The 12,784-nt window shown below is 68.1% G+C and carries 10 protein-coding genes; 2 read left to right on the plus strand and 8 right to left on the minus strand.

Translation table 11 applies throughout. From position 1 onward, the window contains the following. Nucleotides 1-33 precede the first annotated feature (33 nt). Genes gmk through pyrR form a run of 8 tightly spaced genes read right to left on the minus strand, consistent with a single transcriptional unit; the run spans nt 34 to nt 9,740 of the window. Nucleotides 34-954: a guanylate kinase gene (gene gmk, locus RCH12_RS01020; RefSeq protein ID WP_103431888.1), complete on the minus strand. Its 921-nt coding sequence runs from the start codon at nt 952-954 to the stop codon at nt 34-36. Further along, nucleotides 947-1,855 carry an orotidine-5'-phosphate decarboxylase gene (gene pyrF, locus RCH12_RS01025; RefSeq protein ID WP_327015782.1) on the minus strand — a complete coding sequence of 303 codons (909 nt, stop codon included), beginning with the start codon at nt 1,853-1,855 and terminating at the stop codon, nt 947-949. Before pyrF ends, gmk begins: the two co-directional genes overlap by 8 nt. Then, nucleotides 1,852-5,139 carry a carbamoyl-phosphate synthase large subunit gene (carB, locus tag RCH12_RS01030; RefSeq protein WP_327015783.1) on the minus strand — a complete coding sequence of 1,096 codons (3,288 nt, stop codon included), beginning with the start codon at nt 5,137-5,139 and terminating at the stop codon, nt 1,852-1,854. Before carB ends, pyrF begins: the two co-directional genes overlap by 4 nt. After that, nucleotides 5,139-6,305 carry a glutamine-hydrolyzing carbamoyl-phosphate synthase small subunit gene (carA, locus tag RCH12_RS01035; protein WP_103431890.1) on the minus strand — a complete coding sequence of 389 codons (1,167 nt, stop codon included), beginning with the start codon at nt 6,303-6,305 and terminating at the stop codon, nt 5,139-5,141. The genes carB and carA overlap by 1 nt, the downstream gene beginning before the upstream one ends. Nucleotides 6,306-6,308: 3 nt before the next feature. After that, nucleotides 6,309-6,908 carry a PH-like domain-containing protein gene (locus RCH12_RS01040; RefSeq protein ID WP_327015784.1) on the minus strand — a complete coding sequence of 200 codons (600 nt, stop codon included), beginning with the start codon at nt 6,906-6,908 and terminating at the stop codon, nt 6,309-6,311. Continuing rightward, on the minus strand, nt 6,901-8,247 hold the full coding sequence (locus RCH12_RS01045; protein WP_327015785.1) for a dihydroorotase: 1,347 nt from the start codon (nt 8,245-8,247) through the stop codon (nt 6,901-6,903). Before RCH12_RS01045 ends, RCH12_RS01040 begins: the two co-directional genes overlap by 8 nt. Then, a complete protein-coding gene (locus RCH12_RS01050) occupies nt 8,248-9,198 on the minus strand; it encodes an aspartate carbamoyltransferase catalytic subunit (RefSeq protein ID WP_103431893.1) in 951 nt (316 codons plus the stop codon). Then, on the minus strand, nt 9,195-9,740 hold the full coding sequence (gene pyrR, locus RCH12_RS01055; protein WP_088456286.1) for a bifunctional pyr operon transcriptional regulator/uracil phosphoribosyltransferase PyrR: 546 nt from the start codon (nt 9,738-9,740) through the stop codon (nt 9,195-9,197). The genes RCH12_RS01050 and pyrR overlap by 4 nt, the downstream gene beginning before the upstream one ends. A 246-nt stretch (nt 9,741-9,986) precedes the next feature. On the opposite strand from pyrR, the gene RCH12_RS01060 reads away from it, so the two are divergent. Beyond that, nucleotides 9,987-11,546: an HNH endonuclease signature motif containing protein gene (locus tag RCH12_RS01060; protein ID WP_327015786.1), complete on the plus strand. Its 1,560-nt coding sequence runs from the start codon at nt 9,987-9,989 to the stop codon at nt 11,544-11,546. Nucleotides 11,547-11,689: 143 nt separating this feature from the next. Next, nucleotides 11,690-12,781 carry a hypothetical protein gene (locus tag RCH12_RS01065; RefSeq protein WP_327015787.1) on the plus strand — a complete coding sequence of 364 codons (1,092 nt, stop codon included), beginning with the start codon at nt 11,690-11,692 and terminating at the stop codon, nt 12,779-12,781. Nucleotides 12,782-12,784 lie beyond the last annotated feature (3 nt).

A 12,784-nucleotide genomic window follows, 5' to 3' on the forward strand; every position in this document is an offset into this window, starting at 1 on the left:
TGGTCGACGCGAGGAATTCAAGTACAGCGGGCGCTACGACGGCGCCGATGCCTTGCGAATCTGCATCAAGTCTACGACTTCTTCGGCCGCTTCGGCCACGTCGCTGTTTACGACGCGGTAATCGAACTCGCCCTGGGCGGCCAATTCGAGCTTCGCGGTCTCCAGCCGGCGGGCCTGTTCGGCCGAATCCTCGGTGCCGCGCCCGATCAGGCGGCGCACCAACTCGTCCCAGGTGGGGGGCAGCAGAAAGACCAGTCGGGCCTCCGGCATCGCCCGGCGCACCGAGCGGGCACCCTGGATGTCGATCTCGAGCAGAACGCTGTTGCCGTCGGCGATGGCCGCCTCGACAGGGCCGCGCGGGGTGCCGTAGCGGTAGGCATTGTGCACGGTGGCATATTCCAGGAGTTCGCCGGCTTCGATCATCCGGTCGAACTCGGCGTCGTCGACGAAGAAGTAGCTGACGCCCTCGACCTCGCCGGCACGTGGGGCCCTGGTGGTCGCGGACACCGACAGGTGCACCTCGGGGTGGTGTTCGCGAATGTGCGCGGCGACGGTTCCTTTGCCGACCGCGGTCGGTCCGGCGAGGACCACGAGCCTGGAGTCCGGCGCACCCCGGCGGGCGGTGGGCCGGGCAGCGAGGAAGTCGCGCAGCCGGTCGCGCTGGTGCTTGCCGAGGCCGCCCAGGCGCTTGGACGGCGAGATCTCCAGCCGGGTCATGATGCGCTGCATCTTGGTCACCCCGATGGCGGGGATGCTCACGAGAAGCTCGGTCACCCTCAGCCGGCCCTCCACGCCGTTCGGTTCCTTGACGGCGGCGGCGAGCACGTCGAGGGAGGTACGTTCACCGGCCGCGACCTGTGCCTTCACGGCTGCGCGGGCTCGTCGGGCTGCGACGGCGGCGCGGGAGGCCGCGACGCGGTCGACGTCGGGTGGGGTAGGGCGATTATCAGCCACGGGTCGCTCCAGCTTCGGTTGATCGGCGGGTTATCTCATCGGCCACACGGGCGGGACCGGCGGATAAAACGCTGCGCGATTCACTCACGATAACGCCTTGAGCGTATCCGCCAAACAAACCGGCCAGATCGGTGGGATTCGCACCCTGGTGGCCGAAGCCAGGGGCGAGCACCGGGGTGACGACCGGGGCGGCCGGGGCGTGGATGTCGATGCCGAAGTCGGCCAGTGAAACCGTGCCCCCGAGGACCACGCCGATCGACCCGAACGAGCCAGCCGGCACGCGGTCGGCGTTGATGGCGGCAACCTGGTCGAGTACCGACGCGGCCACGGAACGGCCGGCGTGGGCTCCGTCCGCGAGCACGGCCTGCTGCAGGCGGGCGGCCTCCGGATTGGAGGTCGCGGCGAGCAGGAACAGTCCCTTGTGATTGTCCGCGGCGAGGTCAACGGTGCTGTTCAGCGAGCCGACCCCCATGTACGGGTTCACGGTGATGGCGTCGACCTCCAGCGGCGAGCCCTGGCTCAGCCAGGCCTGGCCGTAGGCTTCGACACTGGTGCCCAGGTCGCCGCGTTTGACGTCGGCGATGACCAGAAGGCCCGCCGCCCGCGCGTCGGCGAGCACTCGTTCCAGTGCCAGGTAGCCGGCGGAGCCGAACCGCTCGTAGAACGCCACCTGGGGCTTGACGATGCCCACCCGTCCCGCGGCGGCGGCCACGACAGCCCGGCCGAAGCTTTCGGCCCCTGCGGCGGTGTCCGGCAAGCCCCAGTCGGTCAGCAACCAGGAGTGCGGGTCGATGCCGACGCAGAGCCGGCCGAATCGGGCGAAGGCACCGTGCAGACGTGCGCCGAAGGCTTGGGCGCCGGCTACGGGTTCGGCTGGGATCTCTGCGCCGGCTGGAGTCACAGTGCCGCCGCCCGTTTCGCCGCGTACTCCTGCAGACTGGTGACGTCGAAGCCGGTGCGGATCGAGTCGATAGACGCGACGGCGGCGCTCAACTCCGCGATGGTGGTGAACAAGGGCAGGTCGCCGGCGACGGCCGCGGCGCGGATCTCGTAGCCGTCGGCGCGTGCGGTGCGACCGTTCGGTGTGTTGATCACGATCTGCACCTCCTCGCGCCGGATCAGGTCGACGACGGTGTCCACGGACTCATCGGCCTTTTCGCTGAACTTTGCCACCACTGTGGCCCCGATTCCGTTCCGCTGCAAAACTTCGGCGGTTCCTTCGGTGGCCATGATCGTGTAGCCCAGCTGCGAGAGGCGCAGCATCGGCAGGATCACAGCGCGCTTGTCCCGGTCGGAGACCGACACGAAGACCGTTCCGGTGAGCGGGATTCCGCCGTAGGCGGCGAGCTGGCTCTTGGCGAACGCCCGCGGGAAGTCGCGGTCGATGCCCATGACCTCTCCGGTGGAACGCATCTCCGGGCCGAGCACCGAGTCGACGATGAGGCCTTCCTTGGTGCGGAACCTGTTGAACGGCAGCACAGCTTCCTTCACGGCGACCGGCGAGTCCATCGGCACTCGGGAACCGTCGATCAGAGGCAGTTGGCCGTTGGCCTTGAGCTCGGCGATGGTGGTGCCGACCATGATCAGCGAGGCGGCCTTGGCCAGCGTGATACCGAGCGCCTTGGCGACGAACGGGACGGTGCGGGACGCGCGCGGGTTGGCTTCGAGCACGTAAAGCACCCCGGCGCCGATGGCGAACTGCACGTTCAGCAGTCCGCGCACGCCGATGCCCTGGGCGATGGCCAGGGTCGCGTCGCGGACCCTGTCGATCTCGGCGCGGCCGAGGGTCACCGGCGGCAGGGTGCAGCTCGAGTCACCGGAGTGCACGCCGGCCTCTTCGATGTGTTCCATCACCCCGCCGATGTAGAGCTCGTGGCCGTCGTAGATGGCGTCGACGTCGATCTCGATGGCGTCGTCGAGGAAGCGGTCCACCAGCAACGGGTGCGACGGGCCGATGATGCCCTGGCCCTGCATTCGAGTGAAGTAGTCGGCCAGCGAGGCACTGTCGTAGATGATCTCCATGCCGCGGCCGCCGAGCACGTAGCTGGGTCGCACGAGCACCGGGTAGCCGATCTCCTCGGCCACGACGACGGCGCCGCTGTAGTCGGTGGCCACCCCGTTGCGGGGCGCGAGCAGGCCGGCGTCGGCGAGGATGCCGCTGAACAGGCCACGTTCCTCGGCCAGGTCGATCGCCGTCGGGGAGGTGCCCAGGATCGGGATTCCAGCGGCTTCCAGTCCCTTGGCCAGGCCCAGCGCGGTCTGGCCGCCGAGCTGCACGACCACACCGACGAGTTCGCCGCTCTGGCTTTCGGCGTGGATGATCTCCAGCACGTCTTCCAGGGTGAGCGGCTCGAAGTAGAGCCTGTCGCTGGTGTCGTAGTCGGTGGAGACCGTCTCCGGGTTGCAGTTGATCATGATGGTCTCGTAACCGGCCTCGGAGAGGGCGAACGAGGCGTGCACGCAGGAGTAATCGAACTCGACGCCCTGGCCGATCCGGTTCGGGCCGGAACCGAGGATGACGACCTTCCTGCGTTCGGACGGGACGACCTCGGTCTCCTGGTCGTAGCTCGAGTAGTGGTACGGGGTGAGGGCGGGGAATTCGCCGGCGCAGGTGTCAACGGTCTTGAACACCGGGCGTACGCCGAGGATGTGCCGGACCTTGCGCACATCGGCCTCGCCGAAGCCGCGGAGCTCGCCGATCTGGGCGTCGGAGAAGCCGTGGTCCTTGGCGGTGCGCAGGATCTCGGTGTCGAGGGTGTCCGAGGCGGCGACGGCATCGGCGATCTCGTTGATGAGCACGATCTGGTCGAGGAACCACGGGTCGATCTTGGTGGCTGCGAAGAGCTGCTCGATGGTGGCGCCCTTGCGCAGCGCCTGCTGCACGGTGACGATGCGGCCGTCGGTGGGAACCTCGGCGATTTCGAGGAGCTCCTCGACCGTGCGGGTCTCCGCACCCCAGTGGAAGGAGGAGCCGCGCTTTTCGAGTGAGCGGAGCGCCTTCTGCAGGGCTGAGGCGTAGTTGCGGCCGATGGCCATGGCCTCACCGACCGACTTCATGGTGGTGGTCAGGCGCTGGTCGGCCTTGGGGAACTTCTCGAACGCGAACCTGGGCACCTTGACGACGACGTAGTCCAGGGTGGGTTCGAAGCTGGCCGGGGTCACCTTGGTGATGTCGTTGGGGATCTCGTCGAGGCGGTAGCCCAGGGCCAGCTTCGCGGCGATCTTGGCGATCGGGAATCCGGTGGCCTTGCTGGCCAGTGCCGAGGAGCGGGACACCCGCGGGTTCATCTCGATCACGATGATGCGGCCGTTGGCCGGGTCGATGGCGAACTGGATGTTGCAGCCACCGGTGTCGACGCCGACGGCGCGGATGATGTCGATGCCGATGTCGCGCAGTTTCTGGTACTCGCGGTCGGTGAGGGTGAGCGCCGGCGCGACGGTGATGGAGTCGCCGGTGTGCACGCCGACGGGGTCGACGTTCTCGATCGAGCAGACGACCACCGTGTTGTCGGCGGTGTCGCGCATCATCTCGAGCTCGTATTCCTTCCAGCCGAGGATGGACTCCTCCAGGAGCACCTCGGTGGTCGGGCTCTGGTGCAGGCCGTCGCCGACGATGCGGCGGAGCTCGGCTTCGGTGTACGCGAAGCCGGAGCCCAGGCCGCCCATGGTGAAGGACGGGCGCACCACGAGCGGGTAGCCGAGGTCCTCTGCGAAGCCGACGGCCTCGTCCACGGTGTGCGCGATGTAGGACTTGGCCACATCAGCGCCGGCGTCGAGCACCAGCTGCTTGAAGATCTGGCGGTCTTCACCCTTGTTGATCGCTTCGAAACTGGCGCCGATGAGCTCGACGTTGTACTTGGTGAGGATGCCGCGCTCGTGCAGGGCGATGGCCGCGTTGAGGGCCGTCTGGCCGCCCAGGGTCGGCAGGATCGCATCCGGACGCTCCTTGGCGATGATGGTCTCGAGGATCTCCGGGGTGATCGGCTCGATGTACGTCGCGTCGGCGAAGTCGGGGTCGGTCATGATGGTGGCCGGGTTGGAATTGACCAGGATGACCCGGACGCCCTCCTCGCGGAGGACCCGGCAGGCCTGGGTGCCCGAGTAGTCGAACTCGCAGGCCTGACCGATGACGATCGGGCCGCTTCCGATGACGAGGACGCTGTTGATATCGTCGCGCTTGGGCATTACTTGGCGTCTCCTGCTCCGGCGGCCGCGTGCGCGACCACCACATCCCTGAACCTGTCGAAAAGATAGTTGGCGTCGTGCGGGCCGGCCGCGGACTCCGGGTGGTACTGCACCGAGAAGGCCGGGATGTCCAGGCACCTGATGCCCTCGACGACCTGGTCGTTGAGGCTGTAGTGGCTGACCTCCACGCGGCCGAATCCGGTCGTGGATTCGCTGATGCCCTCGATGGGCATGTCCACGGCGAAGCCGTGGTTCTGCGAGGTGATCTCGACCCGGCCGGTGGCCTTGTCGAGCACCGGCTGGTTGATGCCGCGGTGGCCGAACGGCAGCTTGTAGGTGCCGAAGCCGAGAGCACGGCCCAGCAGCTGGTTGCCGAAGCAGATGCCGAAGTACGGCACTCCCGCACGCATCACTTCCTGCAGCAGGGTCACGTGGGCGTCGCTGGCGGCGGGGTCACCGGGGCCGTTCGAGAAGAACAGGGCGGTCGGGTTCAGCGAGAGCACGTGCTCCGCGGTGATCGACTGCGGGAGCACCAGAACCTCGAAGCCGCGCTCGGCGAGGTAGTTGAGAGTAGAGGTCTTGACGCCGAGGTCGAGCACGGCGACAGAGCCGATGCGTTCGCCCTGCGCCGGAATCGAGTACGGCTCGACGGTGGAGACAGCGTCGGACAGGTTTCGGCCGCGCATGCTGGCCCCGCCGCGGACGAGTTCGAGCTGTTCGCCCTCGGAGAGTTCATAGCCCTCACCGGAGAAGATGCCGCTGCGCATGGAACCGAGCGAGCGGATGTGCCGGGTGACGGCGCGGGTGTCGATGCCGCTGATGCCCACGACGCCATTCGACTCGAGGTCGGCGTCGAGGGTGCGCTGGGAGCGGAAGTTCGACGGTACTCTGGCGGGCTCGCGCACCACGAAACCGGAGACCCAGATGCGGGAAGATTCCATGTCGTCGTCGTTGGCGCCGGTGTTACCGATGTGCGGCGCGGTCATCAGCACGATCTGGCCGGCGTAGGAGGGGTCGGTGAGAGTCTCCTGGTAGCCGGTCATGCCGGTGGCGAACACGATCTCGCCGAGGGTCTGGCCGAGGCTGCCGTAGGCGCGTCCCACGTATCGGCTGCCGTCTTCGAGGACGAGTACGGCCGGGGCCGGTGTGGTTGTTGGGTAGCTCACGGGCTACACCTCACTTTCTTCGGTGCCGAATTCGGTCTTGCCAGGTTCTGTCGTGCCATGTTCTGTCGTGCCATGTTCTGCAGTGATAGATCTGATCGCTTCGGTGATCGCACGCCGGTCGACGGGGTCGCTGAAACGGAAGTAGCTGTCGACACCGGTGGGGGTGTCGGTGGGGGTGTCTGTGGTGTTGACGCCAACGGAGTTCAGCCGCCAGCCGAGCAGCAGCAGGCCGCCGGGCTCGACCACCCGGTCGATGGCGACGGTGGCGTCGGCGACGAGCTGCACGGCATCCGCCGGGATGAACAGGGCGGGCGAGCCGGCGAGTTCGAGCAGCACGCCCTGCTCGGTGACGGTCACGCCGCCGCGGGCACGGAAGCCGAGTCCGGGGAGGTTCAGGCGTTCCAACGGGGTGTCGCGGGGGGTCGTGGCGACGTACAGAGCTGCGGCGGAGGCCAGTTCACGGCCGCGATCGGCGGGCTGCGGGTAGCCGGCGGGCAGCGCGGCATCCCGCTTGGTGCGCAGCCGCCAGGAGCGCAGCATCAGGGCGAGGACGGCGAGGAGGACCAGCGCCGTGATGATCGTCGCAATCGTGCGGCTACTCATGGGCGCCCCGTACCAACGGACCCCGGGCGGCTTCGATCTGGGCCGTGCTCTGCAGCACGCCGTCGAGCACGGTGGCATAGCCGCGGTGGAAAGTGGCCAGCACCTGGCCGGGCAGCGTCATCTGTAGGTAGGGAGAGTTGACGCCCTTGCCGATCAGATTCTCGCGGCCGAACACCCGGCGGGCGCTCGGGTCGTAGAGGGTGAGTTCGGCGGGGGCGCCGACAGTGAGCTGGTGGCCTTGGGCCTGGATGCGTCCGATCCGCGCCGGGGTCGTCGACATCACCCTGACGAGGTCGCGCCAGTTGAGGAACCCGGTCTCCACCACGGCGGCGTGGGCCACCGACAGGGCGGATTCGAGGCCGACCATGCCGTTGGCGGCGGCGTCCCATTCACAGTCCTTGGACTCGACGGGGTGCGGGGCGTGGTCGGTGGCGATGATGTCGATGGTGCCGTCGGCCAGACCCTGGCGCAGGGCTTCGACGTCTTCGCGGCGGCGGAGCGGCGGGTTCACCTTGTAGCGGGCGTCGTAGCCGGCCACGAGTTCCTCGGTGAGCAGCAGGTGGTGCGGGGTGACCTCCGCGGTCACATTGATGCCGCGGGCCTTGGCCCAACGCACCACGTCGACGGCACCGGCGGTGGAGAGGTGGCAGACGTGCAGGCGCGAACCCACGTGTTCGGCCAGCAGTACGTCGCGGGCGATGATCGATTCCTCGGCGACGGCGGGCCAGCCGGTGAGGCCGAGCTCGCTGGAGAGGGCACCCTCGTTCATTTGTGCGCCAACGGTGAGGCGCGGTTCCTGGGAGTGCTGGGCGACGACACCGTCGAAGGCCTTGACGTACTCGAGGGCCCGTCGCATCAGGAGCGGGTCGGAGACGCAGAAGCCGTCGTCGGAGAAGACCCGCACATTGGCGCGGCTGGCGGCCATGGCGCCGAGTTCGGCGAGGCGTTCACCGGCCAGGCCGACGGTGACGGCACCGATCGGCTGCACGGTCACGTAACCGGCGCTCTCCCCCAGCGCGAGGACCTGCTCGACGACGCCGGCGGTGTCCTGTACGGGCGAGGTGTTCGCCATGGCGAATACCGTGGTGAACCCGCCGATGGCTGCCGCCTGGCTGCCGGTGAGCACGGTTTCGCTCTGCTCGTAGCCGGGTTCGCGGAGGTGCGTGTGCAGGTCGACCAGGCCGGGCAGCGCGATGAGCCCGTCGGCGTCGACGACGGTGGCGCCGGCATCCGACAGCTGGGTGCCGGTAGCAGTGATGACACCGTCGGCCAGCAGCAGGTCGGTGGTGGTTCCGTCGCTGAGCTGTGCTCCACGCACAAGGTAGCGTTCGCTGGACATTCAGTGATCCTCTCGGTCGCCCGATAACAACAGGTACAGCGCGGCCATGCGCACTGATACCCCGTTTGCGACCTGTTCGCGCACGGTGGACCGGTCGGAGTCGGCCGCGGCGGAGGAGATCTCCAGGCCGCGATTCATCGGTCCGGGGTGCATGACAATGCTATGCGACGACAGCCGGGCGAATCGCTCGTCGTCCAGGCCCCAGCGGCGGGAGTACTCGCGGCTGTTCGGGAAGAACGCGGCGTTCATCCGCTCGGCCTGGATGCGCAGCATCATCACCACATCGGGGCCGGCGTCGATGGCCGCGTCGAGGTCGTAGCCGATGGCGGCCGGCCAGGCGGACGTGTCGGCGGGCACCAGGGTGGGCGGGGCGATGAAGGTGACGTGTGCGCCGAGGGTGTTCAGCAGCCACAGGTTGGAGCGGGCGACCCTGGAGTGCAGGATGTCGCCGACGATGGTGACGGTGACGCCGTCGAGACCGCGGCCGCGGGAGGCCCCGCCGTGCAGGCGGCGGCGGATGGTGAATGCGTCGAGCAGGGCCTGGGTGGGATGTTCGTGGGTACCGTCGCCGGCGTTGATGATGCCGGCGTCGATCCAGCCGCTGCCGGCCAGCACCTGCGGGGCTCCTGACGCGGGGTGCCGGATGACGACGCCGTCAGCGCCCATCGCGGCGAGGGTCTGGGCTGTGTCCTTGAGGCTTTCGCCCTTGGAGACGCTGGAGCCCTTGGCGCTGAAGTTGATCACGTCGGCGCTGAGTCGCTTGGCGGCGGCCTCGAAGGAGATGCGGGTGCGGGTGGAGTCCTCGAAGAAGAGGTTCACCACGGTCTTGCCGCGCAGGGTCGGGAGTTTCTTGACCTCCCGGTTGGCCACATCGGCCATGTCTTCGGCGATGTCGAGCAGGCTGATGGCCTCGTCGCGGCTGAGCGCCTTGGTGGAGAGCAGGTGCCTCATGACTCCATTCCTCCCTCAATGCTGACGAACTCGTCACCGTCGACCTCGGTGACGTGCACGTTGATGCGTTCGTGCGTGGCGCTGGGCAGGTTCTTGCCCACGAAGTCGGCGCGGATCGGCAGCTCACGGTGGCCGCGGTCCACCAGGACGGCCAGCCGCACGACGCTGGGGCGGCCGTGGTCGCCGAGGGCGTCCAGGGCGGCGCGGATGGTGCGGCCGGAGTAGAGCACGTCGTCGACCAGGACCACGGTGGCACCGTCGATGCTGCCCGGCACCTGCGTGGGCGCGGGGGTACGGGTGCGGGTATGCGCGAGGTCGTCACGGTACATGGTCACGTCGAGAGAGCCGACGCGCACGGCGGCGGATGCCGGTTCGATGCGCTGGATGATCTCGGCTATCCGCTGGGCGAGGGCCACTCCCCTGGTGGGGATGCCCAGAATGACCAGGTTCTCGCTTCCACGATTGGACTCCAGGATCTCGTGCGAGATCCGAGTCAACGCTCGGGTGATGTCAGCCTGGGTGAGCACGGTGCGCTCCGTCAAACCGACCTCCTTTCCCGTCTCACAGGACGGCTCTTAAAGTAGGTCATTAGTACCCTTAGACCCTAGCATCCCCGCCCCGCCCCTCTCCCTCCCCTGCCTCGCAACGCGTGAGCGTGGTCCCGCGAACTGTGAGTCAAGCCCCAGGATTTCGCGATTTTTGGGGCTTTTCTCACGGTTCGCGGATGTCTTCGCCCGGGGTCGTGATCGGGCGGATGCAGTGTCAGTGGTAGGTGAGACGATCTCACTATGAGTAGCCCTGCTGTGGCACCACCGCCCGCTCCGGACGATGACGACTACTCTCCGGAGCCCACCCTGGACGACCGTGTCCAGACCGATCTGATCAGGCACACCGAACGGATCGCGGCCGATGACCGCCTCATCGCCCAGGCCCAGGCCCGCCGCATCGCACACCTGGTGGACCTGCAGGACTGGAGCGAACAACCCCAGGTCGCCTCCCGGCTGCACGGCAACCCGGAGAACATCCGCCTCTCCGACCACAACGCGGCCACCATGACCGACGACCAGGCCCGCGCGGCCGCCCACAACCGGTGGGACGACCACGAGGTCGCCCGGCGCACCATCGTGAGCGAAACCGCCTGCCTGACCCGGGTGGCCGAACACACCATCGACCGGCAACTGGACGAGGCCCGCTACCTCTGCTCCTACGCACCGGCCACCTTCGAGGCGTTCTCCCACGGCGAGATCAGCTACCGGCACGCCACCACCCTGCTCGACCAGATCCGCACCCTGCCCGACGAGGACCAGGCCGCGTTCGAGGAGAAGGTCCTGCCGGAGGCGAAGCGACTACCGGTGGGCCGGTTCCGCGACAGGGCCCGACGGCTGCGGGAGCGGCTGCACCCGGAGTCCATCGTGATCCGCACGAAGAACGCCCTCGCCGAGCGGCACAGCCGCTGGGAGGCCGCTGCGGATGGGATGGGCTGGTTGCACTGGTACGGCACCGCCCCCGACACCAAAGCCGCCTACGACCGGATCAACTCGATGGCCGTGAGCCTGAAGAGACTCGGTGACCCCGCCCGGACGGAAGCCGGCGCTGACACGAGCGCTGAAGCTCGAGCTGGCGCTGGCGGGGACTCGGAAGTGGACGAGGAGCAGAATACGCGCACCCTGGACCAGCTCCGCGCCGACATCACCCGGGCACTGCTGCTGGACGGCATCACCCCCGACGGGATGGGTGCCGGGATCCGCGGCACGGTGATGGTGGCCGTGCCGGTGCTCACGCTGTTGGGCCTGGACGAGGAACCCGCCACCCTCGAAGGCTACGGGCCCATCTCCCCCGAGGCCGCGCGGGAGATCGCCGGGCACGCGCCGAGCTTCACCCGTCTGCTCACCCACCCGGAAACCGGGGTGGTGCTCTCGCTGGGCAAAACCCAGCACAAGAACACCAAGGCCATGAAGAAATGGCTGCGAGTGCGCGACGAAACCCGCCGGTTCCCCGGCTGCTCCCGCCCGGCGGTGACAAGCGACGTCGACCACACCACCCCCTGGGCCGGCGGCGGCACCACCGACAGTGACAACCTCGCCCACCTCTGCGAACCCCACCACCGGCTCAAACACCTCTCCCAGTGGCGGGTCACCCAGGAACCCGGCGGCATCTTGCTGTGGACCTCACCCGGGAAACGCAGCTACCGCACCGACCCCGCCAACCCGATGGCACCACCCCGGCCCCGGCCACCGGTGGTGGGGCCGAAAACCCGGAAGCGGCCCGCCGACGAGAGCTACCTGACGCCCAGGCACCGGCCGACCCGGAAGCCCACACCACCGGCACCCGAAAACCCACCGTTCTGACGCCGACACAGGCCCGCGCTCGTTGGATGTCTCTCTCGATGCGTTGCAGACCTCGCGTAACCACATCGGGGTGACTACCCTGCCTTGCGACACAACTCCCCGATCTGCCATGCAGCGCGCCCGTGGCGCCAGGAGGTGATTTGATGAGCCCCGCCGACAACGACCGGCCCCAGGATCGGCACGGTGACCCGCCCGACGACCAGCGCCCGGTTCCGGCTGACGACCCGGCGAACGATGTGCCCGTCGACCCGACGGTGGACGCAGCCGCTGACGTCCCAAACGCCGAACCTGAACCTGCCGGCACCCACCGTCAGAACCGGCGCGAAGCCACCGGGGACGCATCGACGGCGAGGTCCGAGTCGCGTGAACCCTCGAACGTCGACTCGGAGGTCGGCGCGCCGGCCGGACCCATCAGCTTCGTGCGGCGACGCGAGATCGAGGCCGTGCACGATGAGATCGAGCTCACCACGGGCGACGCGGCCCGCACCCTTGTCGGCGTGAAGAAATATCGTGAGGCCCTGTTCGCGAACTATTTCCGTGCGCGTGCGCCCTTCGTCGTCACCTGGCCAGACAACCTGTACATCCCGGCCGACGCCGACTATCGCACCTATTGGAGTTCACCGGCCCCCGACGATCATCGCTTTCGGTATCGGTGGGCGAACGGCCGCGACGGGCAGCCGGATGGCAGCGACGCGTCGGAGAAGACCGGACGACTGTTCAGCTGGGTGAACACCTCCGCGATGGACTCCGGTGATATCGGATTCGCCGGAACCGGGGTGACGCTCGTGCCCCGGGCCAGCCTCTCCTCGGTGACGGTCACGGCCTCGGTGGACCTGGTCGCCGAGAGCCGGTGGTGGTTCCTGCCCGCCGGACCGATCGGGTTCGCGGCCTTCTCGTACCGGGGCACCGCATATGTCGCCGGTTGGGAGATCGACCCGATCACCGGGGCCTGGGAGTTGCTGAGCCCGTTCGGCTCTCGGACCCTCTTTGCTTTCGACGAGAGCGGCAAGGGTGGTTCGGCGATCAGTTCACAACGCCATGCCTTCACCGACCTCTCGGTGACCCTCCAATTGCGCGGGTCCCGGACCTACGCGATCGGCGTGGCCCTGGAGGCGCAGATCTCGTTGGAGTGCCGCGACAAGTCGGGGACGCCCTATCGGCCCCAGCCCGGCGACGACGTGAAACTCTGGGCGTCGATCGCCGGTATGGTTCCGAGCATCACGCTGGCCACCTGAACG

It is taken from the genome of Cryobacterium sp. MP_3.1, from assembly GCF_035984795.1.
Lineage (GTDB): Bacteria > Actinomycetota > Actinomycetes > Actinomycetales > Microbacteriaceae > Cryobacterium > Cryobacterium zongtaii.